At 65.5% G+C, this 25,463-nt stretch carries 24 protein-coding genes and 1 tRNA gene; 13 read left to right on the top strand and 12 right to left on the bottom strand.

Annotated features, from left to right (window positions below; genetic code table 11):
- Nucleotides 1-109: 109 nt before the first annotated feature.
- The 6 genes from O1Q03_RS20445 to O1Q03_RS20420 form a co-directional block, all read right to left on the bottom strand.
- On the bottom strand, nt 110-1,021 hold the full coding sequence (locus O1Q03_RS20445; protein WP_269505754.1) for a prepilin peptidase: 912 nt from the start codon (nt 1,019-1,021) through the stop codon (nt 110-112).
- 44 nt (nt 1,022-1,065) lie between these two features.
- Nucleotides 1,066-2,271 carry a type II secretion system F family protein gene (locus O1Q03_RS20440; protein ID WP_269505753.1) on the bottom strand — a complete coding sequence of 402 codons (1,206 nt, stop codon included), beginning with the start codon at nt 2,269-2,271 and terminating at the stop codon, nt 1,066-1,068.
- A gap of 5 nt (nt 2,272-2,276) precedes the next feature.
- Complete coding sequence (locus tag O1Q03_RS20435; RefSeq protein ID WP_269505752.1) at nt 2,277-3,551, bottom strand: GspE/PulE family protein; 1,275 nt, start codon at nt 3,549-3,551, stop codon at nt 2,277-2,279.
- Nucleotides 3,552-3,634: 83 nt separating this feature from the next.
- On the bottom strand, nt 3,635-4,924 hold the full coding sequence (locus O1Q03_RS20430) for an HlyC/CorC family transporter (protein WP_269505751.1): 1,290 nt from the start codon (nt 4,922-4,924) through the stop codon (nt 3,635-3,637).
- Between the two features lie 137 nt (nt 4,925-5,061).
- A tRNA-Pro gene (locus O1Q03_RS20425) sits at nt 5,062-5,138 on the bottom strand.
- A 149-nt stretch (nt 5,139-5,287) separates the two neighbouring features.
- Entirely contained in the window at nt 5,288-6,283 is a 996-nt protein-coding gene (locus tag O1Q03_RS20420) for a polyprenyl synthetase family protein (protein ID WP_269505750.1), read from the bottom strand.
- A gap of 210 nt (nt 6,284-6,493) precedes the next feature.
- Between O1Q03_RS20420 and rplU the strand changes: the two genes are divergently transcribed.
- The 4 genes from rplU (at nt 6,494) to proB (ending at nt 9,603) form a co-directional block, all read left to right on the top strand.
- A complete protein-coding gene (gene rplU / locus O1Q03_RS20415; protein WP_004194344.1) occupies nt 6,494-6,805 on the top strand; it encodes a 50S ribosomal protein L21 in 312 nt (103 codons plus the stop codon).
- Between the two features lie 24 nt (nt 6,806-6,829).
- Nucleotides 6,830-7,093: a 50S ribosomal protein L27 gene (rpmA, locus tag O1Q03_RS20410; protein WP_006476999.1), complete on the top strand. Its 264-nt coding sequence runs from the start codon at nt 6,830-6,832 to the stop codon at nt 7,091-7,093.
- A gap of 188 nt (nt 7,094-7,281) precedes the next feature.
- On the top strand, nt 7,282-8,394 hold the full coding sequence (cgtA, locus tag O1Q03_RS20405; RefSeq protein WP_269505749.1) for an Obg family GTPase CgtA: 1,113 nt from the start codon (nt 7,282-7,284) through the stop codon (nt 8,392-8,394).
- Nucleotides 8,395-8,484: 90 nt separating this feature from the next.
- Nucleotides 8,485-9,603 carry a glutamate 5-kinase gene (gene proB / locus O1Q03_RS20400; protein WP_269505748.1) on the top strand — a complete coding sequence of 373 codons (1,119 nt, stop codon included), beginning with the start codon at nt 8,485-8,487 and terminating at the stop codon, nt 9,601-9,603.
- Between the two features lie 106 nt (nt 9,604-9,709).
- Here proB and O1Q03_RS20395 read toward each other — a convergent pair whose 3' ends face one another.
- Together O1Q03_RS20395 and O1Q03_RS20390 are read right to left on the bottom strand one after the other, a co-directional pair.
- Nucleotides 9,710-10,318 carry a CNP1-like family protein gene (locus O1Q03_RS20395; protein WP_269505747.1) on the bottom strand — a complete coding sequence of 203 codons (609 nt, stop codon included), beginning with the start codon at nt 10,316-10,318 and terminating at the stop codon, nt 9,710-9,712.
- 13 nt (nt 10,319-10,331) lie between these two features.
- On the bottom strand, nt 10,332-10,976 hold the full coding sequence (locus tag O1Q03_RS20390; RefSeq protein WP_269505746.1) for an RNA pyrophosphohydrolase: 645 nt from the start codon (nt 10,974-10,976) through the stop codon (nt 10,332-10,334).
- A gap of 227 nt (nt 10,977-11,203) precedes the next feature.
- On the opposite strand from O1Q03_RS20390, the gene O1Q03_RS20385 reads away from it, so the two are divergent.
- Together O1Q03_RS20385 and O1Q03_RS20380 are read left to right on the top strand one after the other, a co-directional pair.
- The gene (locus O1Q03_RS20385) at nt 11,204-12,940 is read left to right on the top strand and encodes a proline--tRNA ligase (RefSeq protein ID WP_269505745.1); all 1,737 of its coding nucleotides are present in this window, start codon (nt 11,204-11,206) and stop codon (nt 12,938-12,940) included.
- Between the two features lie 21 nt (nt 12,941-12,961).
- Nucleotides 12,962-13,564, top strand: a complete 603-nt coding sequence (locus O1Q03_RS20380) for a MarC family protein (RefSeq protein WP_269505744.1) — start codon at nt 12,962-12,964, stop codon at nt 13,562-13,564.
- Nucleotides 13,565-13,640: 76 nt separating this feature from the next.
- Here the strand turns inward: O1Q03_RS20380 and O1Q03_RS20375 are convergent, their stop codons facing one another.
- Nucleotides 13,641-14,192, bottom strand: a complete 552-nt coding sequence (locus O1Q03_RS20375; protein ID WP_269505743.1) for a hypoxanthine-guanine phosphoribosyltransferase — start codon at nt 14,190-14,192, stop codon at nt 13,641-13,643.
- A gap of 94 nt (nt 14,193-14,286) precedes the next feature.
- Complete coding sequence (ffh, locus tag O1Q03_RS20370) at nt 14,287-15,654, bottom strand: signal recognition particle protein (protein ID WP_175687051.1); 1,368 nt, start codon at nt 15,652-15,654, stop codon at nt 14,287-14,289.
- 90 nt (nt 15,655-15,744) lie between these two features.
- Here ffh and O1Q03_RS20365 point away from each other — a divergent pair, with 90 nt between their 5' ends.
- The 7 genes from O1Q03_RS20365 to O1Q03_RS20335 all read left to right on the top strand — a co-directional run bounded on the left by O1Q03_RS20365 (nt 15,745) and on the right by O1Q03_RS20335 (nt 23,724).
- Nucleotides 15,745-16,638, top strand: a complete 894-nt coding sequence (locus tag O1Q03_RS20365) for a cytochrome C assembly family protein (protein ID WP_269505741.1) — start codon at nt 15,745-15,747, stop codon at nt 16,636-16,638.
- Between the two features lie 14 nt (nt 16,639-16,652).
- Nucleotides 16,653-16,961, top strand: a complete 309-nt coding sequence (locus O1Q03_RS20360; protein ID WP_269505739.1) for a PP0621 family protein — start codon at nt 16,653-16,655, stop codon at nt 16,959-16,961.
- Nucleotides 16,958-17,548 (top strand): 1,6-anhydro-N-acetylmuramyl-L-alanine amidase AmpD, encoded by a 591-nt coding sequence (gene ampD / locus O1Q03_RS20355; protein ID WP_269505737.1) that lies wholly within the window; start codon nt 16,958-16,960, stop codon nt 17,546-17,548. Before O1Q03_RS20360 ends, ampD begins: the two co-directional genes overlap by 4 nt.
- A gap of 463 nt (nt 17,549-18,011) precedes the next feature.
- On the top strand, nt 18,012-21,002 hold the full coding sequence (locus tag O1Q03_RS20350) for a ribonucleoside-diphosphate reductase subunit alpha (RefSeq protein ID WP_269505735.1): 2,991 nt from the start codon (nt 18,012-18,014) through the stop codon (nt 21,000-21,002).
- A gap of 364 nt (nt 21,003-21,366) precedes the next feature.
- Nucleotides 21,367-22,578, top strand: a complete 1,212-nt coding sequence (locus O1Q03_RS20345; protein ID WP_269505733.1) for a ribonucleotide-diphosphate reductase subunit beta — start codon at nt 21,367-21,369, stop codon at nt 22,576-22,578.
- Nucleotides 22,579-22,661: 83 nt separating this feature from the next.
- Complete coding sequence (locus O1Q03_RS20340; protein WP_138848273.1) at nt 22,662-22,988, top strand: hypothetical protein; 327 nt, start codon at nt 22,662-22,664, stop codon at nt 22,986-22,988.
- A gap of 28 nt (nt 22,989-23,016) precedes the next feature.
- The gene (locus tag O1Q03_RS20335; RefSeq protein WP_269505728.1) at nt 23,017-23,724 is read left to right on the top strand and encodes a histone H1-like repetitive region-containing protein; all 708 of its coding nucleotides are present in this window, start codon (nt 23,017-23,019) and stop codon (nt 23,722-23,724) included.
- Between the two features lie 221 nt (nt 23,725-23,945).
- Here the strand turns inward: O1Q03_RS20335 and O1Q03_RS20330 are convergent, their stop codons facing one another.
- Both O1Q03_RS20330 and O1Q03_RS20325 read right to left on the bottom strand, forming a co-directional pair.
- Complete coding sequence (locus O1Q03_RS20330) at nt 23,946-24,419, bottom strand: glycine zipper 2TM domain-containing protein (RefSeq protein ID WP_269505727.1); 474 nt, start codon at nt 24,417-24,419, stop codon at nt 23,946-23,948.
- A gap of 19 nt (nt 24,420-24,438) precedes the next feature.
- The gene (locus O1Q03_RS20325) at nt 24,439-25,377 is read right to left on the bottom strand and encodes a carbohydrate kinase family protein (RefSeq protein ID WP_269505725.1); all 939 of its coding nucleotides are present in this window, start codon (nt 25,375-25,377) and stop codon (nt 24,439-24,441) included.
- Nucleotides 25,378-25,463: the final 86 nt, after the last annotated feature.

Raw genomic sequence — 25,463 nt, 5'->3', positions numbered from 1 at the left:
TTGAATCCCACCTGGCGCGCGCCGGCGGGGGGCGGCGGGGGCGCCGCCCCGGGCCCCCCCGCGACGCAGCGAACAATGCGAATGCGGGCGGCGTGTCATGCGTGTCATGTCAGCCGCCGAGCGCCGAATAAAAAGGGGTACCGAAAAACAGCGTCGCAACGCCGCCCGCTGCGAGGAACGGGCCGAACGGAATCGGCTCCTCGAAGCGCATGCGGCCGCGCCACGTCGCGATGAGCCCGACGATTGCGCCTGTCACTGCGGCGAACAGCACGACCTGCGGCAGTGCGGCCCAGCCCATCCATGCGCCGAGCGCGGCGAGCAGCTTCAGGTCGCCGAAACCGATGCCTTCGATCCCGCGCAGCCATTTGAACAGCCAGTAGATCGACCACAGGAACAGGTAGCCGACCATCGCGCCGACCACGGCCGAACGCAGCGACGTGAACGTGCCGCCGAGATTCAGTGCGAGTCCGGCCCACAGCAGCGGCAGCGTCATCGAATCGGGCAGGTAGCCGGTCCGGATGTCGATCGCGCTCATCGCCAGCAACGCCGCGCATAAACCGAACGCGGCGAGCGCGGCGCCGGTGGGGCCGAAGGCGGCGAGCGAACCGGCGGCGAGCACGCCACCCGCGAGTTCGACGAGCGGATAGCGCACGCCGATCGCATGGCCGCACTGCCGGCAGCGCCCACGCAAGATGAGATAGCTCACGAGCGGGATGTTCTCCCACGCGCGCAGCACGTGGCCGCAATGCGGGCATGCGCTGCGCGGGCGCCACAGATCGTAGTGAGCCGGATAGCCGTCGTCCGGCGCAGTACGCGTGGTGCCGGTTGCTTCGGCGATTTCCGCTTCCCACGCACGCTGCATCATCACCGGGATCCGGTGCACGACCACGTTGACGAAACTGCCGACGCACAGACCGAGTACGACGGCGAACGCGTACTGCACCGCGGGCGGCAGCAAGGCCAGCGCGAGCAGCGTGCTGTCGGGTGTATCGAAAACGGAGTGCAAGGGCGCGGGCGTCATGGGCTCGGGTTGAAACTTTAAAGGCGACAGAGTCGGTTGCGATGCTACACCACGTTGCCCAGCTGAAGGATGGGCAGATACATTGCGATCACGAGGCCGCCGACGAGCGCGCCCAGCACGATCACGATCAGCGGCTCGCCGAGCGCGGCGATCGCATCGAGGCGAGCGTCGAGCTGGCGTTCGCATAGCGCGGCGATGTCGCCGAGCATCGTGTCGAGCGCGCCGGTTTCCTCCGCGACGGCGATCGGCTGCACCACGTCGTCGGGAAAACAATCGGCTTCCTGCATCGCGTCGGCAAGACGTGCACCGCGCAGCACGCGTGCCGCGATGCGCGCGGTGGCCTGTTCGAACACCGGGTGGCCGGCCGTGCGTTCGAGCGTCGCGAAGGCATCGGCGAGCGGTACGCCGGCGCCGAGCAGCGTCGCCAGCGACCGGCACCAGCGCGCGGTTGCGAACCGCCTGAGTGCGCTGCCGAAGCATGGCGCGTCCAGCAGGCGTCGTGCGAGCGCGTAGCGCAGCGCTGCCGAGCGCCGCAGCGCATGATGCGCCGCGAGCGCCGCCGCTGCCGCGACGGCGACGAACGTGCCGCCCCATGCCGACGTCGCGGCTGACAGCGCGAGCAGCACGCGGGTCGGCGCGGGGAGCGCTGCGCCGAAGCCGTCGAAGATCTGCCGGAAGGTCGGTACGACCCACACCATCAATGCGGCCGAGATCGCGAGCGCGAACAGGATCACGGCAGCCGGGTAGGCCAGCGCGGCACGCAGCTTGCGCCACTGGGCGTCCGCCCGTTCGCGATGCTCGGCGACGCGCGTCAGCACGGTGGCGAGCGCACCCGATGCTTCGCCGACTTCGATCAGTTGCCGATACAGCGTGCCGAACTGGGACGGATAGCGTGCGAGCGCGGCGGCGAAGCGCTGACCGCTGACGATTTCGCGCGCGAGGCCTGCCGCGATGCGTGGTAACCCGTCACGCGCGCGCGTGCGGGCGAGCATGTCGAGCGACGGTGCGAGCGGCAGGCCGGCTTGCAGCAGGCTCGCGAGCTGACGCGTGAAGCGCGTGACGTCTCGTGCGCCGGCCGCTGGCGGCCGGGCTCTGCCACGCGCATCGAGTGCCAGCACCGCGATGCCGTCGCGCGCCAGCGCCGTGCGCGCCGCGGCTGCATCGAACGCGATGATGGTTCCGCTGCATCGCGTGCCGTTGCGCCGACGGCCGCGCCACGTGAAGCGGGTTTCGTGCGGTGGCGTGCGCATTGCGATTACGCGTCCGGGGTCGCGGCGAGCGCTTCGGCCATGCTCGTCGTGCCGTCGCGCACGTGCGCGAGCGCCGCGTCGCGCAGGCCGAGCACGCCCTCGGCCGCCGCGCATTGCGCGAGCGTGCCGACGCTCGCGCGCGCGACGATGCGCTCCGCCATCTCCGCTGAAACCGGCATCGTCTGATGCAGGCCGATCCGGCCGCGATAACCGATGCCGTGACAGGCGGCACAACCGCGCGCGACGAACGGGCGCCAGCCGGATTCCAGGGCTGCCGCATCGCAGCCGGCTTCGCGCAGCACGCACGCGGGCGCGTCGGAGCGCACGCGACAGGCGATGCACAGACGCCGAACGAGGCGTTGCGCGGTGACGAGACGCAACGCAGCCGCGAGGTTGTACGGCGCGACGCCGATGTCGAGCAGCCGCGCGACGGCCGCCGGTGCGTCGTTCGTATGCAGCGTCGACAGCACGAGGTGGCCCGTCTGCGCGGCCTTGATCGCGACGTCGGCCGTCTCCGCATCGCGAATCTCGCCGACCATGATGACGTCCGGGTCCTGCCGCAGCAGCGCGCGCAACGCGGTCGCGAAGGTGAGGCCGGCCTTCTCGGCGACGCCGACCTGGTTGATGCCGTCGAGCTGGATCTCGGCCGGATCCTCGACCGTGCATACGTTGTGCGCGTCGCGGTCGAGCATCTGCAGCGCGCAGTAGAGCGACAGCGTCTTGCCGCTGCCGGTCGGCCCGGTGACGAGCACGAGGCCGTGCGGTGCGCGTATCGCAGCCTCCATGGCGGCCGCCTGCCGTGCGTCGAAACCGAGGAGTGCGAGCGTGAGGTCGGGCGGCAGGGTTTCGAGGCGACGCAGCACCAGTTTTTCGCCGAACAGCGTGGGCAGCGAGCTGACCCGATAGTCGCCTCGCATGCCGGCGTCGACCGCAATGCGCAGCCGACCGTCCTGCGGGAGCCGGCGTTCGGCGATGTCCATGCGCGCGAGCACCTTGATCCGCGTGACGAGCGCGTCGCGCAGATGAGCGGGCGGCCGCGCATGTTCGTGGAGCACGCCGTCGATGCGCAGACGGATGCGCCAGCCCGTTTCGAACGGTTCGACGTGGATGTCGGACGCATCGCGTACGCGTGCCGCGTGAAGCGTGTCGGTCAGCAACCGGACGGCCGGTGAATCGTCGAGCTGCGCGGCATCGAGCTGGCGCGCGCTCGATTCGTCGGTGGAGGCGGGAGTGGGCGGCCGCCCGGTATGCAGCGGCGCCGCGGGAGAGTTGAATTGCATGTGAGCCGGCGTGTCGGCCGCCTGTTGATCGTGACCGGTCAATGATCACGGATCGTCGGCGGCGCCGGCAGTCGGCCGTTCGGCTAGCGCGCGGCGGCGCGTGCGCGCGTGCCGCGCGGCTTGAAGAGCTTGACGGTCCGCACAGCCTGATCGTCGCTGCGCATCACCTCGAGCATCACGTCGCGGATTTTCAGGCACACGTCGCCTTCCGGAATTTCCTCGAGGAGTTCGAGGATCAGGCCGTTCAGCGTCTTCGGCCCGTCGGTCGGCAGTTGCAGGTGCAACCAGCGGTTCAGTTCGCGCAGCGGCATGCTGGCGGCGACGATGCATTCGCCGTTCTGGTCCCAACCGCCCGCGCGTTCGCTGCGCGGCATCGACGTCGTGAACTCGCCGATCAGTTCCTCGATGATGTCCTCGGGCGTGACGAGCCCTTCGAGTTCACCGTACTCGTTGACGACGAGCGCGGTGCGTTGCCGGCTTTCCTGGAAAAACTGGAGCTGCTGAACGACCGGTGTGCCCGACGGCACGTAGTACGGTTCGGCGAGCAGCGTGCGCAGCGTTTCTCGGTCGAAATCCTGGTTGTGCAGCGCGGTGAGCGTCTTGCGTACGTGCAGCACGCCGAGCACCTTGTCGATGTCGCCTTCGTACACGACGAGGCGGTTGTGATAGCAGGTCTCGAGCTGATGCAGGATGTCGTCGAGCGGCGCGTAGAAGTTGAGCGACTCGATCTGGCGGCGCGGCACCATCACATCGTCGACGGTGATGTTCTCGAGGTCGAACAGGTTGAGCAGGATGCTGCGGTGCTTGGTCGGCATGAAACTGCTCGACTCGAGCACAATCGCGCGCAACTCGTCGGCCGACATCCGCTGGTCGCGGCCATTCTTCGTGTTGATGCGCAGCACGCGCAGCACGCCGTTCGCGAGCGCGTTGACGAACCAGACGACCGGCTTGAACACGCGCATCAGCGGCGCGATCACGAGGCTCGCCGGCAGCGCGATGCGCTCGGGATAGGTTGCGCCGACGATCTTCGGCGCGATTTCCGCGAACACGATGATCAGGAACGCGACGACACCGGTCGCGATCGACAGCGCGAGGTTGTTACGGCCGAACGTATGCAGCGCGAGCGACGTCGTCAGAACCGGGATGATCGTGTTGAACAGGTTGTTGCCGATCAGGATCACGCTGAGCAGCAGGTCGGTGCGGGTGAGCAGACCCTGGGTGGTCTTCGCGCCAAGCACGCCCTGGCCGGCGAGATGCTTCAACCGGTGACGGTTGAGCGCCATCATCGCGGTCTCGGAAATGGAAAAGAAGCTGGAGCAGAGGAGAAGCAGGAAGACGGCGCTGATTTGCGCCCATAAGGGAATTTGGTCCACGCGTCAGAAAGGGCAGTGAAGGACAGGGATGGAGCGAATATAGCAGAGGCAGGTGGCCGGGATGGTTGCACATGGCGGTGGCCGGTGCGAACAGGCAAAAAAAAACCGTGCACACGGTGCACGGTTTTTTCAAAATCTGGTCGGGGTGAGAGGATTCGAACCTCCGGCCTCTACGTCCCGAACGTAGCGCTCTACCAGGCTAAGCTACACCCCGATTTTTTGCCTTTCCAACTTCGCAGTCTTCGTTAAGATCGCTGCGTCGTCTCAAGCAAGAACGTAACTATAACGATGTTTTTTCCAAAAGGGAATACCTTGATGAAGAAATTTTTCGGGGCAAGGTATCGCCTTCGATTCGCGGCGCGTTTACGACTGCCGCGACGTCGAGTACGAGCACAGCGTGAGCAGGCTTTCCTTGTAGATCGAATCCGGGAACGCGGCGATCGCGGCGGCGGCAGCCTGTGCTTCCTGACGCGCGCACTCGAGCGTGTGGTCGAGCGCACCCGAACGCGTGATCGCGTCGAAGATCGTGTCGAAGCGATCGGTGCCGCCGTGTTCGATCGCCTCGCGCGCGAGCGCGGACTGCTCGGGCGTGCCGCGTTCGATCAGGTAGATGAGCGGCAGCGTCGGCTTGCCTTCGCGCAGATCGTCGCCGGCGTTCTTGCCCATCGCTTCGGCCGTGCCTGCGTAGTCGAGCCAGTCGTCCATGATCTGGAATGCAGTGCCGATGCGGCGGCCATACTCGGCCGCGGCAGCTTCGGTCGGCGCATCGGCGCCCGAGAGCACGGCGCCCAGTCGGGCCGACGCTTCGAACAGCTTCGCGGTCTTGTAGCGGATCACCTGCATGTAGCGCGTCTCGTCGACGTCCGCATCGTGCATGTTCAGAAGCTGCAGCACTTCGCCTTCTGAAATGATCGTCGTCGCTTCCGACAGGATCTCCATCACGCGCATCTTGCCGACGCCGACCATCATCTCGAACGAGCGCGAATAGAGATAGTCGCCTACCAGCACGCTCGCCGCGTTGCCGAACAGCGCGTTGGCCGTCTGGCGACCGCGCCGCAGTTCGGACTCGTCGACGACGTCGTCATGCAGCAGCGTGGCGGTGTGGATGAACTCGACGACGGCAGCCAGCACGTGCCGCTGGTGCGACGTCTCGCCGAGCGCGCCGGCGACGAGCAGCAGCAAAGCCGGACGCAGCCGCTTGCCGCCCGCACCGATGATGTACTCGGCGATCTGGTTGATCAACAGTACGTCGGACGCGAGGCTTTGCCGGATAACGCGATTCACCTGCTCCATGTCGCTTGCGATCGGAGCGAGCAGGTGGGCGGCGCTGAGGGTGGGGGAGGCGGTGGACGACGACATGATGATCGAAATGGGTGATGCGGCGGATTATAAGTCCAATCCGCGATATGCCGGTCTGCCGGACGCGCCGCGGCCGTGATTTTGGCCGTCCGGCCAGGGCTTGCGCGCGGCAATTGTGGATCGGTTTTGACTTCGGTGCTAACCCCATGTATAATCACGTGTTTTCCGCGCGTGGTGTGCGGAAAAATTGGATCCAGAGTGAGGTTCTCAATGTACGCGGTCATAAAAACCGGCGGCAAGCAGTACAAGGTTGCCGTTGGCGAAAAACTCAAAGTAGAACAGATACCGGCTGACATTGACGCTGAAATCACGCTCGACCAGGTTCTCGCAGTGGGCGAAGGCGAATCGATTCAGTTCGGTACGCCGCTGGTCAGTGGGGCTTCCGTCAAGGCCACCGTTGTGTCGCACGGTCGTCATGCCAAGGTCACCATCTTCAAGATGCGTCGCCGGAAGCACTACCAAAAGCACGGCGGCCACCGCCAGAACTACACTGAGCTGCGCATCGACGCGATCAACGCGTAAGCGCCTCGGTAAAGGAGCAATCAGATGGCACACAAAAAGGCAGGCGGCTCTTCCCGGAACGGCCGCGACTCCGAGTCGAAACGTCTCGGCGTGAAAGTGTACGGCGGCCAGGCAATCAACGCCGGCGGCATCATCGTGCGTCAGCGCGGTACGCGCATGCACGCTGGCGAGAACGTCGGCATGGGCAAGGATCACACCTTGTTCGCGCTGGTCGACGGTCACGTCAAGTTCGCGACCAAGGGCGCGGACAAGAAGCATCTGGTCATCGTTGTCCCGGCGGCTGCCTAAGTTCAGGCACCCAAGGGCTTCGTAGCCGAAAGGCCCCGCAGTCTTCGCGGGGCCTTTTTTTATTTGGCCGCCGGGCGCATGTGCGCGCCGGTGGTTGTCGCCGAACCGGCGGGCAATCGGCCGAACGGCAGATTGTTCAAGCGCGCCGGCGCGCGGCACAATAGCGGAAATACTGGTCGGAGTAACGAATGAAGTTCATTGACGAAGCACGAATCGAAGTCATCGCCGGCGACGGAGGCGATGGCAGCGCGTCGATGCGCCGCGAGAAATTCGTTCCGTTCGGCGGGCCGGACGGCGGCGACGGCGGCCGGGGCGGGAACGTCTACGCGATCGCCGACCGCAACATCAACACGCTGATCGACTACCGTTACGCGAAGAAGCATCTCGCGCGCAACGGTGAAAACGGTCGCGGTTCCGATTGCTACGGCAAGGGCGGCGACGACATCACGCTGCGCATGCCGGTCGGCACGGTCGTCACCGACATGGACACGGGCGAGCTGATCGCCGACCTGACCGAGCACGACCAGCAGGTGTTGCTCGCGAAGGGCGGTTCCGGCGGCCTCGGCAACCTGCATTTCAAGTCGAGCACGAACCGCGCGCCGCGCCAGAAGACGGACGGCAAGCCCGGCGAGCGACGCATGCTGCGGCTGGAGCTGAAGGTGCTCGCCGACGTCGGGCTGCTCGGCATGCCGAACGCCGGCAAGTCGACGTTCATCTCGTCGGTGTCGAACGCGAAGCCAAAGATTGCCGATTATCCGTTCACCACGCTCGCGCCGAATCTCGGCGTCGTGCGCGTCGGCCCGAGCAAGAGCTTCGTGATCGCCGATATCCCGGGGCTGATCGAGGGCGCCGCCGAAGGCGCAGGCCTCGGCCACCAGTTCCTGCGTCACCTGCAGCGCACCGGCGTGCTGCTGCACCTCGTCGATCTGGCGCCGTTCGATGAAAACGTCGATCCGGTCGCGGACGCGACGGCAATCGTCGGCGAGCTGCGCAAGTACGACGAGGCGCTCTACGAGAAGCCGCGATGGCTCGTGCTGAACAAGCTCGACATGGTGCCGGAAGACGAGCGCGAGGCGCGCGTCGCCGATTTCCTCGAGCGTTTCGGCTGGGACGGCCCGGTATTCGAAATCTCGGCGCTCACGGGCCAGGGCTGCGAAGCGCTCTGCTACGCGATCTACGACTATCTCGCCGAGCACTCGGAAGCGCATCGCGCGGCGGAAGAGGAAGATCTGGCCGCGGACGTGCGGTTCCGCGATGCGCCGCCCGTCGATGGCGGCGCGACGCCCGGCGACGACGCCTGAGCGGCGCCGACATGCACCGGGCGCGCAGCCCGGTGCCGGAATTTAATCGCGCCCGGTCGGGCAGGCATCAGATACAGGAGACAGCGCACGATGCGTTCGATCATCGCGGATTCGAAGCGACTGGTGGTGAAGGTGGGCTCCAGCCTCGTGACCAACGACGGCAAGGGGCTCGATCATGCTGCAATCGGCCGCTGGGCTGCCCAGATCGCCGCGCTGCGCGCTCAGGGCAAGGAAGTGGTGCTCGTCAGTTCGGGGGCGATCGCCGAAGGGATGCAGCGGCTCGGGTGGAGCAAGCGCCCGCGCGAGATCGACGAGCTGCAGGCCGCCGCCGCTGTCGGCCAGATGGGGCTCGCTCAAGTCTATGAGAGCCGCTTTACCGAGCACGATATCCGCACCGCGCAGATCCTGCTCACGCACGCCGACCTCGCCGATCGCGAGCGCTACCTGAATGCACGCTCGACGCTGCTCACGCTGCTGCGGCTCGGCGTCGTGCCGATCATCAACGAGAACGATACGGTCGTCACCGATGAAATCAAGTTCGGCGACAACGACACGCTCGGTGCGCTGGTCGCGAACCTGATCGAAGGCGACGCGCTGATCATCCTGACCGACCAGTCGGGGCTGTTCACCGCCGATCCGCGCAAGGATCCGAGCGCAACGCTGGTCGCGGAAGCGAGCGCCGGCGCGCCAGAGCTCGAGGCGATGGCGGGCGGTGCGGGCTCGAGCCTCGGCCGCGGCGGGATGCTCACGAAGATCCTGGCAGCCAAGCGTGCGGCGCACAGCGGCGCGAATACCGTGATCGCGAGCGGGCGGGAGCCCGACGTGCTGGTGCGGCTCTCCGCGGGCGAGGCGATCGGCACGCAACTGATCGCGCGCACCGCGCGGATGGCGGCGCGCAAGCAGTGGATGGCCGATCATCTGCAGGTGCGCGGGCACGTCGTGATCGATGCGGGCGCGGTCGAGAAGCTGACCGGCGGCGGCAAGAGCCTGCTGCCGATCGGCGTGACCGGCGTGCAGGGCGCGTTCGCGCGGGGCGAGGTGATCGCGTGCGTCGGCCCGGACGGGCGCGAAGTGGCGCGTGGCCTCACGAACTACAGCAGCGCGGAAACGAAGCTGATTCACCGCAAGCCGAGCGGCGAGATCGAGGCGGTCCTCGGCTACATGCTGGAGCCCGAGCTGATTCACCGCGACAACCTCGTACTGGTGTAACCGTTCGGCCGGGCACCGGCAAACGACCAAGAAGCGACAAAAAAGCCCGCATCGTGCGGGCTTTTTGATTGCGGCGGGCAGCGGCCGGACGGCCGTGCCGCTTCGGTCAGCGCAGCTGGCTCATCGCGGTACGGTGGAACCGGACGTTCTCCAGAATCTGCTGCGTCGAGCCCTGCGGCATCTTGTTCGAGCAGAAGTAGTCCTGGTAGAGCGCGGCGTGATACGCGTTCAGCTCGCCGTTCTCGATGCGGCGCCAGTCGTTCTCGACCGTGCGGTCCCAGCCGTCGTGATCCGCATTCAGGCCCGCATACTGACGCCACTCGTAGGTGTCGCAGCGGATGCCTTCGTAGTTCACGTTGCGTGCGCCGGCCGGGCTCGTGATGACGACCGCATATCGCACGACGCCGTCGGTACCGACCGCGAGCGACTTCGCATCGATGGCGAACTTCAGCGGTGTGTTCTGCGACACGTTGAACGGCAGCAGGTCGCCCGCTTGCGGCAGCGCAGGCAGCGTGTCGACCGGGTTTTCCTTCCAGTTGCCCTGGCGGTCCAGCAGATACACGAACGCGCTGTCGTCCTTGTTGCTTGGCGTTTTCGAATTCGCACAGCCGGCCAGGACCGACGTCGCGGCGATCGATGCGAGCGCGAGAGCAATCGCTTTCAATATGCATTCCTCGTAAAAAAAGGGCGCGACACCAAGGTCGCGCCCGGTCATGCAGTCCGACTCGTCACTTGCCGATCAACTGGGGCGGCAGCTCGTCGAGCGTGCTCGCGTCCATTTCGATCTCCGAACAAATCACCGATGTGTCGACAATCGTCAGCGCCTGCTGGACCTGCGTGCCGATCACGCGCGGATAGCGTGACGGACGCGGCCCACGCGGCTTATCGGCTCGCTGCACCGGGCGGCGCAGAAAGCGCGACAGTTCCGTCAGCGCCAACTGATAGACATCCCGCTTGAACTCGATCACCGCATCGAGCGGTACCCAGTACTCGTTCCAGCGCCACGCATCGAACTCCGGGTGGTCGGTCGCGCGCAAGCAAATGTCGCAATCGCGTCCGACCATCCGCAGCAAGAACCAGATCTGCTTCTGGCCGCGGTAATGACCGCGTACTTCGCGTTTGATGAACTTGTCAGGCACCTCGTAACGCAACCAGTCGCGAGTGCGGCCGATTATCTTGACGTGTTCCGGATGCAGACCGGTTTCCTCGTGCAATTCCCGGTACATCGCCTGCATGGGGGTCTCGCCGTACTTGATCCCACCTTGAGGAAACTGCCAGGAATGCTCGCGGAGCCGCTTGCCCCAAAACACCTCGTTGCGCGCGTTCAAGAGGATGATGCCGACGTTCGGGCGAAAGCCTTCACGATCCAGCATACAACCACCTTCGAATCCTTTAAAATTGCTTTGATTATAAACAGATAACGGGCGCTGCGCACCGTGACGGAGCGAAACCGCCCGGGGTGCACCGGCTGAATTGTCCCTGATTTGTCTGCTACGTCATCTGCGCCATCGTCGTCCGTCGTTGTTCGCCGCGCGCAGCTTTTTCACCTTGAAACTTTTTCGGGCGCCCTGCCTGGGGCGCCGTATTTGGAACCGTCCGCATGAAAGCTTCCCGTTTCTTTATCGGCACCCTCAAAGAAGCACCGGCCGACGCAGAGATCGTCAGCCACAAGCTGATGGTGCGCGCCGGCATGATCCGTCGTGTCGCCGGCGGCATCTATAACTACCTGCCGGTCGGCCTGCGCTCGATTCGCAAGGTCGAGGCGATCGTGCGCGAGGAAATGAACCGGGCGGGCGCCATCGAGCTGCTGATGCCGGCCGTGCAACCGGCCGAGCTGTGGCAGGAATCGGGCCGCTGGGAGCAGTACGGCCCCGAGCTGCTGCGCTTCAAGGACCGCAAGGACAACGACTTCGTGATCGGGCCGACGCACGAGGAAGTCATCACCGATATCGCGCGTAATCAGATCAAGAGCTACCGGCAGATGCCGGTGAACTTCTATCAGATCCAGACGAAGTTCCGCGATGAGATCCGTCCGCGTTTCGGCGTGATGCGCGGCCGCGAATTCATCATGAAGGACGCGTATTCGTTCGACAAGGACGCGGCCGGCCTGAACGAGTCGTATCGCAAGATGTACGACGCGTACGTGCGCATCTTCACGCGCCTGGGTCTCGAGTTCCGTGCGGTCGCGGCCGACAGCGGCTCGATCGGCGGCAACTTCTCGCACGAGTTCCACGTGATCGCCGATACCGGCGAGGACGCGATCGCCTACTGCCCGACGTCCGAGTTCGCGGCAAACATCGAGGCAGCCGAAGCGCTGCCGCTGATCGCCGAACGCGCGGCGCCCGCCGAAGCGATGGAAAAGGTCGCGACGCCCGGCAAGGCGAAGTGCGAAGCCGTCGCCGAGCTGCTGGCGATCCCGCTCGAGCGCACGATCAAGTCGATCGTGCTGGCCACCGACAACGAAGGCGCCGAGCCGACCATCTGGCTCGTGATGCTGCGCGGCGATCACGACCTGAACGAGATCAAGGTGTCGAAGCTGCCGGGCCTGAAGAACCATCGCTTCGCGACCGAGCAGGAAATCGTCGAGTGGTTCGGCACGCCGCCGGGCTATCTCGGGCCGGTCGGCACGAAGAAGCCGGTGAAGGTGATCGCCGATCGCACGGTCGCGAACATGAGCGACTTCGTCGTCGGCGCGAACGAGGTCGACTACCACATCGCGGGCGTGAACTGGGGCCGCGACCTGCCGGAGCCGGAAGTCGCCGACGTGCGCAACGTGAAGAAGGGCGATCCGTCGCCGGACGGCAAGGGCGTGATCGACATCTGCCGCGGCATCGAGGTCGGCCACGTGTTCCAGCTCGGCACCAAGTATTCGGAAGCGATGGGCGCGACGTTCCTCGACGAGTCGGGCAAGCCGCAGCCGATGCTGATGGGCTGCTACGGCGTCGGCGTCACGCGTATTCTCGGCGCGGCGATCGAACAGAACTTCGACGATCGCGGCATCATCTGGCCCGAGTCGATCGCCCCGTTCGAAATCGTGCTGTGCCCGATGGGCTATGACCGCAGCGACATGGTTCGCGAGGCGGCCGACCAGCTGTACGCGGCGCTGGCGGCCGCGGGCATCGACGTGATCCTCGACGATCGCGGCGAGCGCCCGGGCGTGATGTTCGCCGACTGGGAGCTGATCGGCGTGCCGCATCGCCTGGTGATCGGCGAGCGCGGCCTGAAGGAAGGCAAGATCGAGTACCAGGGCCGCCGCGATGCCGAAGCGACGCTGCTGCCGGCCGATACGGCCGCGGCGACGGTGACGGAGAAGATCCGCGCGGCGCTCGCGCGCTAAGCGCTGCACCCGGGGGACACGGTGGAATACACCTTCCTGTCGGCCACCGTGCTCCTCGTGCTGATCACGGACCCGCTGGGTAACATCCCGCTGTTCATTTCGGCGATGCGGGACGTGCCGCGCGAGCGGCGCGTGAAGCTGATCCTGCGTGAAGTGGGGATCGCGTTCGTGATCCTGCTGTTCTTCATGGTGGTCGGCGATCGCTTCCTGCGGATGATGAGCCTCACCGACCTGTCGCTGCGGCTCGGCGGCGGGATCGTGCTGTTCTTGATCGCACTGCGGATGATCTTCCCGCATCCGGACGGCGCGCTCGGCAGCGATCCGCGCGCAGGCGGCGAACCGTTCATCGTGCCGCTCGCGATTCCGGCGCTGGCCGGCCCGTCCGCGCTCGCGACCGTGATGCTGTTGACGTCGCAGGCGCCCGGCAAGATGCTCGAGTGGGTCGGCGCGCTGACGGTCACGATGCTCGTCTGTGCGGTCACGCTGGTATTGGCCGAACGGATCCAGCAATGGCTCGGCGAGCGGACGGTCGCCGCGTTCGAGCGGCTGATGGGCCTCGTGCTCGTCGCGATCTCGGTCGAGATGATGCTGGCCGGTATCCGGGCGTTCGTGCACCAGCTGTAGCACACGGCGCACCCACGAAAAAAAGCGGCGCTCCGGGAAACCGGAGCGCCGCTTTTCTTGATGGCGGGCAGGGCGATCAGACGTTCGCGGTCAGCGCACGGATCGTCGGCAGGTTGCGCCAGTAGCCCTTCGCGTCCATCCCGCAGCCGAACACGTAGCGGTCCGGCACCGAGAAGCCGCAGAAATCGGGGTGCAGCGGCTTCGCTTTCGCGAGCGTCTTCTCGCACAGCACGGCCGACAGGAAGCGCTTCGCGCCCATGTCGAGGATGCGGTCGCGGATCGCGGCCATCGTTTCGCCTTCGTCGAGGATGTCGTCGAGCACGAGCACGATGCGATCCTTCACCGATTCGCGCGGCGCGACGCGCCAGTGCATTTCCGGGCTGCCCTGCGTCGTGTTGCGGTAGCGGGTCAGGTGGATGTAGTCGAATTCGAGCGGGAAATCGAGATGCGGCAGCAGCATCCCGGTAAACACCGCGGCGCCGCCCATCACCGAGAGAACGAGCGGGAACGCGTCGCCGATCTCGGCGCGGATCGCGTCGGCCATCCTGGAGATCGACGCGTTGACGGCATCGGCCGAGACGATCTCTTCGGAGTGGTCGAAAATGTGGAGGGCTTCTTCGCGGTTCATGTGTTCTGGCGGCCAGTCGGTATACAAACAAGAATGAAGCAGAACGGACGGCGCGCGCTACGGCAAAAACCCGCGCGCCGGCCGACGGGCGAAATCAGCGCATGCCGGGCATCATGCCCTTCAGGCCGCGCATCATCTTCTGCATGTTGCCGCCCTTCAGCTTCTTCATCATCGTACGCATCTGGTCGTACTGGTTCAGCATCCGGTTGACTTCCTGCACCGGCACGCCCGCGCCGGCTGCAATGCGGCGCTTGCGCGTCGCCTTGATGATTTCGGGTTTCGCGCGCTCGGCGGGCGTCATCGAGCTGATGATCCCTTCCATCCGGCGGATCGACTTCTCGGCCTGACCCATGTCGGCACCGGCCGCCGCCTGCTGGAACTGCGCGGGGAGTTTATCCATCAGCGACGACAGGCCGCCCATGTTCTTCATCTGCGAGATCTGCGCGCGGAAATCGTTCAGGTCGAAGTCGCCGCCTTTCTTCACCTTGTCGGCGAGCTTCTGCGCGGCCTGGACATCGACGCCGCGCTGCGCCTCCTCGACGAGCGCGAGGATGTCGCCCATGCCGAGGATCCGGTTCGCCATCCGGTCCGGGTGGAACACCTCGAGGCCGTCGAGCTTTTCTGCGACGCCGACGAACTTGATCGGCTTGCCCGTGACGTGACGCACCGACAGCGCGGCACCGCCGCGCGAATCGCCGTCGAGCTTGGTCAGCACGACGCCGGTGAGCGGCAGCGTATCGCTGAACGCCTTCGCGGTGTTGACGGCATCCTGGCCGAGCATCGCGTCGACGACGAACAGCGTTTCGGCCGGCTTCAGCGTGCCGTGCAGCGCGGCGATTTCCTGCATCATCGCCTCGTCGATACCCAGACGGCCGGCCGTGTCGACGAGCAGCACGTCGTGGTAGTGACGCTTCGCCCAGTCGACGGCGGCGATCGCGATGTCGACGGGCTTCTGGTCCGGCGTGGACGGGAAGAAGTCGGCGCCGACCTGTTCGGTCACCGTTTTCAACTGCATGATCGCGGCCGGGCGATACACGTCGCACGACACCGTCAGCACCTTCTTCTTGTACTTCTCGCGCAGCAGCTTCGCGAGCTTGCCGACGGTCGTGGTCTTGCCGGCGCCCTGCAGGCCGGCCATCAGGATCACGGCGGGCGGCGTGACCGCGAGGTTCAGCTCGGCGGCCTTGCCTTCGTAGTCGCCGCCGATCACCGCGGTCAGTTCCTTCTGGACCACGCCGACGAGCGCCTGGCCCGGCGACAGGCTGCTGATCACTTCCTCGCCGAGCGCCTTTTCCTTGACCTTGGCGATGAATTCGCGGACGACGGGCAGTGCGACGTCGGCCTCCAGCAGCGCGAGACGCACCTCGCGGAGCATCTCCTGGGTGTTCGCCTCCGTGAGCCGGGCTTCGCCGCGCAGCGTCTTGACGACGCGCGCCATCCGTTGAGTGAGATTGTCGAGCATGGGGAGCGTTGGACAGTGGGGGCCCGAAGGCGCAACGGAACCGAACAAAGGGAGCCGTCGCGGGAAGGGGGCCTAGTGTAAACTTCGAACATGGATATTGTACTGTATGCCCTCACCGCATTCCTGTACGGCGGCCTTGCCGTCGCAGGCTGGCGCACGCATCGCCAGGGCGCGACGCCACTCGTCGCGAGCGTGCCGGCCGTGCCGGTGCCTGCGTCCGCCGCGTCGGGGATGAGCGGAGCCGGCCGCGCGCTGCTGTTTGCCGCGCTCGTCGCGCACGGCGTGCTGCTGCACATGACGATCTTCCCGAACGACGCGATGATCTTCGGCTTCGCGTTCGCGCTGTCCGCGATGTTCTGGCTCGGCGCCGGCATCTACTGGATCGAGAGCTTCTTCTTTCCGCTCGACAGCCTGCGGCTGCTCGTGCTGCCGCTCGCGTGCGTCGCGTCGCTGCTGCCGCTCGTGTTCGGCGGCGTGCGGGTGCTGCCTTATGCCGCAGCGCCGCTGTTCAAGATGCACTTCCTGATCGCGAACATCGCGTACGGCCTCTTTGCGATCGCCGCACTGCACGCGGTCCTGATGCTGATGGTCGAGCGGCGCCTGCAGTCGCTGCGAAGCGGCGGACGCGGCGGCTCGACCGGCTGGATCGCGAGCTGGCTCGAAACGCTGCCGCCGCTCCTCACGCTCGAGAAGCTGCTGTTCCGACTGATCGGCGCGGGCTTCGTGCTGCTCACGCTGACGCTCGCATCGGGAATCCTGTTCAGCGAGCAGGTCGATGCGCGCGCGCTGCGGCTCGACCACAAGACCGTATTCGCGGTGCTGTCGTGGCTGATGTTCGGCGGCCTGCTGGTCGCGCGCAAGACGTCGGGCTGGCGCGGGCGCGGCGCCGCGCGCTGGGTGCTCGTGTCGTTCGCCGCGCTGCTGCTCGCGTATGTCGGCAGCCGGTTCGTTTTCGAGGTGCTGCTGCACCGCTCAGTGGTTTGAACGGCAGGTTTCCGATGCGACAGATTCTTCTCCTGATTCTTCTCTTCTTCGCGGGTTCGTGGATCGCGCGCAAGCTGCGCCAGGCCCACGAGCACGCGCAGGCGCGCACCGGCCGCGGCGCCGGCCACGACGGCGCGCCCGGTCACGGCGGCGCCGGTGCGGGCCGCGCCAACGGCGATGTGCGCTCGCTGCCCGAACCGATGGTGCGCTGTGCCGAATGCGGCGTGCATGCGCCGAAGGGCGAAGCCGTCGCGTCGGACGGCGAGTATTTCTGCAGCACCGAGCACGCGCAGCGCCATCGCACCGGCTCCGACGCGCGATGAGCGACGCACCGCTGCTGTCGGTCGACGCGAACGGCTGGGTGCGCGAAGCGCGCCATGCGCCGTCGCCGAATTTCGAGGCGCGGCCCGCGGGCGCGGTGCCGACGCTCGTGGTCGTGCACAACATTAGCCTGCCGCCCGGCGAATTCGGCGGCGACGCGATCGAGGCGCTGTTCCTGAATCGCCTCGATTGCGATGCGCACCCCTATTACCAGAGCCACCTGCGCGACGTGCGCGTGTCCGCGCACTTCCTGATCCGCCGCGACGGCGAACTCGTGCAGTTCGTGTCGTGCGACGAGCGCGCGTGGCATGCGGGCGCGTCGGAGTTCTTCGGTCGGCCGCGCTGCAACGACTTCTCGATCGGCATCGAGCTCGAAGGCGCGGACGACGTGCCGTTCGACGCCGCGCAGTACGCGACGCTCGGCGTGCTCGCACGCACGCTTGCCGCGCACTATCCGGTCGATGCGGTGGCCGGGCATTCCGACATCGCGCCGGGCCGCAAGACCGACCCGGGCCCGCACTTCGATTGGCAACGCTTCGCGGGCGATGCCGGCTTTTCCGCCGGATACTTTCCTTTCCGTCAGCACTGAGCGCAGGGTTTTCGAGGCAGCGAAAAAAGAATTTTTCGACCAATGCCTTGTCACATCTGCCCGTCCGGGCGGCGAGGGTGATGTCAATAGCTTCCGCGCAAATTCTCCGTTTTGACCTCGTCCGAATGTCCACTATACTTGGTGCCGGTTGAGTAGTTCTGTACTAGATATAGTGTGTGTCGCAGGGGAAACCCGAGCGGCACCGGCCGGCGGGCAACGCCGGCGGGCAGAGTTCTCAGGCGGCGCATCAGGCCCGGCGGTCCGGGCGTCGCGATCAAGCGCAGCGAACTTCGACGGGGCAGGGTACACATGACGAAGCACACGACCGGATCGGTTGTCGCGCATCGGCCGCACCGGTTTCCCCGACGCATCGCTCGCCTCTTACCGCTTGCGCACCGCATTGCGCAGCGTTCGTTTTAATCCGCGGTTCTCTCCGCACCATCCAACACCAGGAGCTTTGCATATGCAAACCACCGACAACGCGACCTCCCAGTACGAGAGCGCCTCGAGCCGTCCGCTCGGCGGGACCGAACAGGGCGCGCAGGGCCTCGCGCCGCAAGCCACGTTCGCCGACTACAAGGTGATCCGCCGCAACGGCAGCGTGGTGTCGTTCGAGCCTTCGAAGATCGCGATCGCGGTGACCAAGGCTTTCCTGGCCGTCAATGGCGGGCAGGGCGCGGCATCGGCGCGCGTGCGCGAACTCGTCGAGCAGCTGACGCACAACGTCGTGCGCGCGCTCGTGCGCAGCCGTCCGAACGGCGGTACGTTCCATATCGAAGACATCCAGGATCAGGTCGAACTCGCGCTGATGCGCGGCGGCGAGCACAACGTCGCGCGTGCGTACGTGCTGTATCGCGAGAAGCGTCACCTCGAGCGCCAGCATGCGGGCGAGGAAGCAGCGGCAGCAGGCGGCGAGTCGAGCACCGGCATCAACGTCGTCGACAACGGCGTCACGCGCCCGCTCGACCTGAACGCACTGCGCGCGCTGATCGTGTCGGCATGCGACGGCCTCGGCGCTGCGGTTAACCCTGACCCGATCGTCGCGGAGACGGTGAAGAACCTGTACGACGGCGTGCCGATGAGCCAGGTCTACGACTCGGCGATCCTCGCGGCGCGCACGATGATCGAAAAGGATCCGGCGTACAGCCAGGTCACCGCCCGCATCCTGCTGCACACGATCCGTCGCGAGATCCTCGGCGAGGAAGTCGTGCAGTCGGAGATGTCGACCCGCTACGCCGAATACTTCCCGCAGTTCCTGAAGCGCGGCGTCGACGCCGGCCTGCTCGACGACAAGCTGCTGCAGTTCGACCTGAAGCGTCTCGGCGAAGCGCTCGACGCGAACCGCGACCTGCAGTTCGGCTACCTCGGCCTGCAGACGCTGTACGACCGCTACTTCCTGCACGTCGAAGGCACCCGCATCGAAATGCCGCAGGCATTCTTCATGCGCGTCGCGATGGGCCTGTCGCTGAACGAGATCGACCGCGAAACGCGCGCGATCGAGTTCTACAACGTGCTGTCGAGCTTCGACTTCATGAGCTCGACGCCGACGCTGTTCAACTCGGGCACGCACCGCTCGCAGCTGTCGTCGTGCTACCTGACGACGGTCGCGGACGATCTCGACGGCATCTATGAAGCGCTGAAGGAAAACGCGCTGCTGTCGAAGTTCGCCGGCGGCCTCGGCAACGACTGGACGCGCGTGCGCGCACTCGGCTCGCATATCAAGGGCACGAACGGCAAGTCGCAAGGCGTGGTGCCGTTCCTGAAGGTCGTGAACGACACGGCCGTCGCGGTGAACCAGGGCGGCAAGCGCAAGGGCGCGGTGTGCGCGTACCTCGAATCGTGGCACCTCGACATCGAGGAGTTCCTCGAGCTGCGCAAGAACACCGGTGACGATCGTCGCCGTACGCACGACATGAACACGGCGAACTGGATTCCCGACCTGTTCATGAAGCGCGTGATGGAAGGCGCCGACTGGACGCTGTTCTCGCCGTCGACCTGCCCGGACCTGCACGACAAGTTCGGCGCGGAGTTCGAAGCGGCTTACACGGCTTACGAAGACAAGGTTGCGCGCGGCGAGATCAAGCTGTTCAAGAAGATCCCGGCGCAGCAGCTGTGGCGCAAGATGCTCGGCATGCTGTTCGAGACGGGCCACCCGTGGATCACGTTCAAGGATCCGTGCAACGTGCGCTCGCCGCAGCAGCACGTCGGCGTCGTCCACTCGTCGAACCTGTGCACGGAAATCACGCTGAACACGAGCGACACCGAAATCGCGGTGTGCAACCTGGGCTCGGTGAACCTCGTTGCCCACCTGGTGAAGCAGGCGGACGGCAGCTACGCGCTCGACCACGACAAGCTGAAGCGCACGATCAGCGTCGCGATGCGCATGCTCGACAACGTGATCGACATCAACTACTACGCGGTGCCGAAGGCGCGTAACTCGAACTTGAAGCACCGCCCGGTCGGCATGGGCATCATGGGCTTCCAGGACTGCCTGCACCTGCTGCGCACGCCGTACGCGTCGCAAGAGGCGGTCGAGTTCGCCGATCGTTCGATGGAAGCGGTCTGCTACTACGCGTACTACGCGTCGACCGAGCTGGCCGAGGAACGCGGCCGCTACTCGAGCTACCGCGGCTCGCTGTGGGATCGCGGCATCCTCCCGCAGGACACGCTGAAGCTGCTGACGGAAGCGCGCGGCGGCTACGTCGAGGTCGACACGTCGGAGTCGCTCGACTGGACGACGCTGCGTTCGCGGATCGCCGCGCACGGCATGCGCAACTCGAACTGCGTCGCGATCGCGCCGACGGCGACGATCTCGAACATCATCGGCGTGTCGGCATGCATCGAGCCGACCTTCCAGAACCTGTACGTGAAGTCGAACCTGTCGGGCGAATTCACGGTGGTCAACGAGTACCTCGTCCGCGACCTGAAGGAACGCGGGCTGTGGGACGAAGTGATGGTCGCCGACCTCAAGTACTTCGACGGCATGCTGTCGCGCATCGACCGCATCCCGGCCGACCTGCGCGCGATCTACGCGACCGCGTTCGAGGTCGATCCGACGTGGCTGGTCGAAGCGGCATCGCGTCGCCAGAAGTGGATCGACCAGGCGCAGTCGCTGAACATCTACATGGGCGGCGCGTCGGGCAAGAAGCTCGACGAGGTCTACAAGCTCGCATGGCTGCGCGGCCTGAAGACGACCTACTACCTCCGCACGATGGCGGCGACGCACGTCGAGAAGTCGACGGTCGCACACGGTGCGCTGAACGCGGTGCCGACGGGCGGTTCGAGCAGCGGCGGCGCGCAAGGCGCGGCAGGCGGCTTCGGTGCGGCGGGCGGCGATGCATCGTCGGGTGCGGTCAATGCGGCAGCGGCGCTTGCACCGGTCGAAGCAGACGGTCCGGTGTGCACGATGCGTCCGGGCGATCCGGGCTTCGACGAGTGCGAAGCTTGCCAGTAACGCGGCGCGCGTTGACCTGCAGCAGGTTCGAGCGGCGCGCACGACGACCGATCGAGGTTGAAGTGTGCGCCGCTCTCAACTAAAAAAATGATAAGGAATCTGTAACGCGGCATCTGCGTTGCAGTCACAGCCCGGCGATCGAAACATCCGCGACCGCGTCGCGTTTCGATCAGCGTTCGATGCGTCGAGCGCACCTCGCGATACATGCGCGACACACGTCGCGCTCTGCATGAACGACGATGCGTTGCTCAAAGTGTTGTATCGAGGTCGCAACGCGAATCGAAAAAAGGATTTTTCGTGAGCGAGCCCTTTTATCGCTCAGGAAAAGATGGTACAAACCGTTCTAAATTGATGGTGAGAATTTATGCTCAACTGGGATGACGAGAAGACTGCCGTAACCCCCGCGAGCGGAGCGCAGCAAAACGCGTTGCGCACGTCCGCCGGGATGGCTGTCGGAATGCAGGCTGCAGCGCCTGCCGCCCAACAAGTCCGTGACATTTTCGAAGGCGATCTCGCGGTGCCGCCGCAAGCATCGGCTGTTCCCGCTGGCGGTTCCGAAGCGCGGGTCAATGTCGCCGACAAGCGCATCATCAACGGCCAGACTGACGTCAATCAGCTGGTGCCGTTCAAGTACAAGTGGGCGTGGGAAAAGTATCTGGCCGGTTGCGCGAACCACTGGATGCCGCAGGAAATCAACATGTCCCGCGACATCGCACTGTGGAAGGACCCGAACGGTCTGACCGAGGACGAGCGCCGCATCGTGAAGCGCAACCTCGGCTTCTTCGTGACGGCCGATTCGCTCGCCGCGAACAACATCGTGCTCGGCACGTACCGCCACATCACGGCGCCCGAGTGCCGGCAGTTCCTGCTGCGCCAGGCGTTCGAGGAAGCGATCCACACGCACGCGTACCAATACATCGTCGAATCGCTCGGTCTCGACGAAGGCGAGATCTTCAACGCGTATCACGAGGTCACGTCGATCCGCGCGAAGGACGAATTCCTGATCCCGTTCATCCACACGCTGACGGACCCGGCCTTCAAGACCGGCACGCTCGAAGCGGATCAGAAGCTGCTGAAGTCGCTGATCGTGTTCGCCTGCATCATGGAAGGCCTGTTCTTCTATGTCGGGTTTACGCAGATCCTCGCGCTCGGCCGCCAGAACAAGATGACGGGTGCTGCGGAGCAATATCAGTACATCCTGCGCGACGAGTCGATGCACTGCAATTTCGGCATCGACCTGATCAACCAGATCAAGCTCGAGAACCCGCATCTCTGGACCGCGGAATTCCGCGCGGAGATCCGCGAGCTGTTCAAGCAGGCTGTCGAACTCGAATACCGCTACGCCGAGGACACGATGCCGCGCGGCGTGCTGGGTCTGAACGCGTCGATGTTCAAGAGCTACCTGCGCTTCATCAGCAACCGCCGTTGCCAGCAGATCGGCCTCGATCCGCTGTACCCGAACGAGGAAAACCCGTTCCCGTGGATGAGCGAGATGATCGACCTGAAGAAGGAACGCAACTTCTTCGAGACGCGAGTGATCGAGTATCAGACGGGCGGCGCGCTGTCCTGGGAATAACCCGCAGCAGCGAACCCGTCACATGATGTGAGCAGCCGGCGGCCTCTCGGCCCCGGCCCAAGGTTTAGGAGCAAGAACGCCTGATGCAAAGCATGCCCGGTGCCTTAACGGCCCAACGACATGATCGGCACTTTGCGAACCCTTCAGTGGGATGGGCAAACTTCCCTCCGGAAAAAGCGGACGGCCGTGTGGCGGTCCGCTTGATCAAGCGATTAGGGGTGGCGGCGCGGGGTGCGCCGGCTACCGACTTGATTTGGCGCGCGAGGCCATGGGGTCACGCGCGCCATACCGTATTCATTAGCGTAAGCGCGCGGTATCCGCGTACGCCGATGAATAGCCCGCTTCGAAGCGCACGTGCTGAACAGCGTCCGCGGGAAGCGGGTTTTGACGAAGGGTGTAGTTTGAACTGACTCTCATCTGAACCTGAAGGAGAACAACATGGCTACTGCCAAGAAAAAACCGGCTGCTAAGAAGGCTGCTGCCAAGAAGACCGTTGCGAAGAAGGCTGCGGCTCCGGCGAAGAAGGCCGCTGCAGTGAAGAAGGTTGCTGCGAAGAAGGTCGCGGTGAAGAAGGTTGCCGCGAAGAAGGCAGCGCCGGCGAAGAAGGCCGCAGCGAAGAAGGTTGCAGCCAAGAAGGTCGCAACGAAGAAGGTTGCAGCGAAGAAGGTTGCAGCGAAGAAGGCCGCACCGGCGAAGAAGGCAGCCGCGAAGAAGGCCGCACCGGCGAAGAAGGCCGCAGCGAAGAAGGTTGCAGCCAAGAAGGCCGCACCGGCGAAGAAGGCTGCTGCGAAGAAGGCCGCACCGGCGAAGAAGGCTGCTGCGAAGAAGGCCGCACCGGCGAAGAAGGCGGCTGCGAAGAAGGCCGCGCCTGCGAAGAAGGCTGCTGCGAAGAAGGCTGCTGCGAAGAAGGCTGCCCCTGCGAAGAAGGCCGCTGCTGCACCGAAGGCTGCCGCTGCACCGAAGGCTGCTGCTGCTCCGAAGGCTGCCGCACCGGCGAAGAAGGCTGCTGCTCCGAAGAAGGCCGTCGTGAAGAAGGCTGCACCGGCAACCACCGCGTCGACCGCATCGGTCGCGCCGGCATCGGGCGCGAAGACCGCGCTCAACCCGGCAGCGGCATGGCCGTTCCCGACCGGCAGCCGCCCGTAATCGCGACTGACCAGTACTACCCGGACACTCGCGTGGTGTCCGCGGGTTGAGTAGCGCTACTCAATCGGTCCCGCCATCTGGCTTGGATGGCGGGATTTTTTTCGTCCGTGTTGCTGCGCCCATGTGCCGGCCGGCGCGGCCGCGTACGGACGAAAAAAAACGCATGTGCAGCTTCGCACATGCGTTCGACCGCGGCTTGCGCCGCGTGCTGAGGATGCTCGTTAGTGCGTGACGCGCGTGACGCCGCCGCTCGACAGCAGTCGCACACGCTCGCCCGCGCGGAACATTTCGCCGCTCGCGGCCTGCGTGATCGAGCGCAGGTCGCCATTGTCGAGACGCACGGTGATTTCGACACCGTTCGCCGTGCTGAGGTTTTCGCCGACCGCGTTGCCCGCGACCGCGCCGACGAGACCGCCGGCGATCGCCGTCAGGATCGACCCCTTGCCGCCGCCGATCGCGCTGCCGGCGACTGCGCCGAGCGCACCGCCGCCGAGCGTGCCGACCGCGCTGCCGCCGCCGTCGGACTGGATGCGCACCGCGCGGACGCTCTCGACCGTGCCCATGCGGACCGTCTGCTCGCGTTGTGCCTGGCCGACGCTATAGACGTCCGCCGAACCCGGCGCCGTGAAGCAGCCGGCCAGCGTCAGCGTGGCCGTCAGCATGGCCGCGAGCGTGAGGGTTTTGTTCGTCAACATCTGTGCTCTCCCACAATATTCATTTGAGACTGTAACCGAAGGCAGCCTCGAAGCGCGCGTCGATTTCGGCGCGCGTCAGTGCGTAAGTCTGGGGCCCTTGGTGGGCGATCTTGATCGAGCCCATCAGGCTCGCGAGGCGGCCCGTGGTTGCCCAGTCGAGGCCATTTTCGATGCCGTACAGCAGGCCGCCCCGGAAGGCGTCGCCGCAACCGGTCGGATCGACGACGCGCTCCGCCTGCACGGCCGGAATCTGTTCTTCGCCGTTCTTGTGAAGAATGGTAGCGCCGTGCTCGCCGCGCGTGATGATCAACGCCTGAACCCGGCTGGCGATTTCCTGTTCGGACCAGCCCGTCTTGTCGCTGACGAGCTTGCCTTCGTAGTCGTTGACCGCGACGAAGGTCGCAAGTTCAATGATGCGGCGCAGCGTCGCGCCGTCGAACAGCGGCAGGCCCTGGCCCGGATCGAAGATGAATGGGATGCCGGCCTTCGCGAATTGCTCGGCGTGCTGCACCATCCCGTCGAAGCCGTCCGGCGCGACGATGCCGAGCTTCACGCCCGATACTTCGTCCGCGCGGTTCAGATGCGACTGCATCATCGCGCCCGGGTGGAATGCGGTGATCTGGTTGTTATCGAGATCGGTCGTGATCATCGCCTGCGCGGTGTGCGCTTCCGGCACCACGCGCACGCTCGCCTTCGACAGGCCGAGGGCGTCGAGGCGCTCGAGATAGCGGTCCGCGTCGTTCGCGCCGACGGTCGCCATGATGCGCGCATCGCTGCCGAGCATGTGCAGTGCGTAAGCGATGTTCCCCGCGCAACCGCCGAATTCGCGACGCATCGTCGGCACGAGGAAGCTCACGTTGAGAAGGTGAACCTGGTCGGGCAGGATGTGCTCGCGAAACCGGCCTTCGAAGGTCATGATGTTGTCGTAGGCGAGCGAGCCGCAAATCAGCGTAGTCAAGGCGTGCGTTCCTGTAGAGGGCAAAGGGAGGCGGCCGCCCGGCCGGCGCGAAGGGCCCGTCGGGCCTCGCGGCAGCACCGGGCGGC

The sequence above is a fragment of the Burkholderia sp. IMCC1007 genome (assembly GCF_027257875.1).
Lineage (GTDB): Bacteria > Pseudomonadota > Gammaproteobacteria > Burkholderiales > Burkholderiaceae > Burkholderia.
Note: the sequence above shows the minus strand (reverse complement) of the source record. Positions and strands in the feature narration are given on the sequence as shown.

What these genes read in the sequence shown, in the direction of transcription:
- O1Q03_RS20445 (WP_269505754.1), bottom strand. Translation starts at nt 1,021, where the DNA reads ATGACGCCCGCGCCCTTGCACTCCGTTTTCGATACACCCGACAGCACG.
- O1Q03_RS20440 (WP_269505753.1), bottom strand. Translation starts at nt 2,271, where the DNA reads ATGCGCACGCCACCGCACGAAACCCGCTTCACGTGGCGCGGCCGTCGG.
- O1Q03_RS20435 (WP_269505752.1), bottom strand. Translation starts at nt 3,551, where the DNA reads ATGCAATTCAACTCTCCCGCGGCGCCGCTGCATACCGGGCGGCCGCCC.
- O1Q03_RS20420 (WP_269505750.1), bottom strand. Translation starts at nt 6,283, where the DNA reads ATGTCGTCGTCCACCGCCTCCCCCACCCTCAGCGCCGCCCACCTGCTC.
- rplU (WP_004194344.1), top strand. Translation starts at nt 6,494, where the DNA reads ATGTACGCGGTCATAAAAACCGGCGGCAAGCAGTACAAGGTTGCCGTT.
- rpmA (WP_006476999.1), top strand. Translation starts at nt 6,830, where the DNA reads ATGGCACACAAAAAGGCAGGCGGCTCTTCCCGGAACGGCCGCGACTCC.
- cgtA (WP_269505749.1), top strand. Translation starts at nt 7,282, where the DNA reads ATGAAGTTCATTGACGAAGCACGAATCGAAGTCATCGCCGGCGACGGA.
- proB (WP_269505748.1), top strand. Translation starts at nt 8,485, where the DNA reads ATGCGTTCGATCATCGCGGATTCGAAGCGACTGGTGGTGAAGGTGGGC.
- O1Q03_RS20395 (WP_269505747.1), bottom strand. Translation starts at nt 10,318, where the DNA reads ATGACCGGGCGCGACCTTGGTGTCGCGCCCTTTTTTTACGAGGAATGC.
- O1Q03_RS20390 (WP_269505746.1), bottom strand. Translation starts at nt 10,976, where the DNA reads ATGCTGGATCGTGAAGGCTTTCGCCCGAACGTCGGCATCATCCTCTTG.
- O1Q03_RS20385 (WP_269505745.1), top strand. Translation starts at nt 11,204, where the DNA reads ATGAAAGCTTCCCGTTTCTTTATCGGCACCCTCAAAGAAGCACCGGCC.
- O1Q03_RS20375 (WP_269505743.1), bottom strand. Translation starts at nt 14,192, where the DNA reads ATGAACCGCGAAGAAGCCCTCCACATTTTCGACCACTCCGAAGAGATC.
- ffh (WP_175687051.1), bottom strand. Translation starts at nt 15,654, where the DNA reads ATGCTCGACAATCTCACTCAACGGATGGCGCGCGTCGTCAAGACGCTG.
- O1Q03_RS20365 (WP_269505741.1), top strand. Translation starts at nt 15,745, where the DNA reads ATGGATATTGTACTGTATGCCCTCACCGCATTCCTGTACGGCGGCCTT.
- O1Q03_RS20360 (WP_269505739.1), top strand. Translation starts at nt 16,653, where the DNA reads ATGCGACAGATTCTTCTCCTGATTCTTCTCTTCTTCGCGGGTTCGTGG.
- ampD (WP_269505737.1), top strand. Translation starts at nt 16,958, where the DNA reads ATGAGCGACGCACCGCTGCTGTCGGTCGACGCGAACGGCTGGGTGCGC.
- O1Q03_RS20350 (WP_269505735.1), top strand. Translation starts at nt 18,012, where the DNA reads ATGCAAACCACCGACAACGCGACCTCCCAGTACGAGAGCGCCTCGAGC.
- O1Q03_RS20345 (WP_269505733.1), top strand. Translation starts at nt 21,367, where the DNA reads ATGCTCAACTGGGATGACGAGAAGACTGCCGTAACCCCCGCGAGCGGA.
- O1Q03_RS20340 (WP_138848273.1), top strand. Translation starts at nt 22,662, where the DNA reads ATGCAAAGCATGCCCGGTGCCTTAACGGCCCAACGACATGATCGGCAC.
- O1Q03_RS20335 (WP_269505728.1), top strand. Translation starts at nt 23,017, where the DNA reads ATGGCTACTGCCAAGAAAAAACCGGCTGCTAAGAAGGCTGCTGCCAAG.
- O1Q03_RS20330 (WP_269505727.1), bottom strand. Translation starts at nt 24,419, where the DNA reads ATGTTGACGAACAAAACCCTCACGCTCGCGGCCATGCTGACGGCCACG.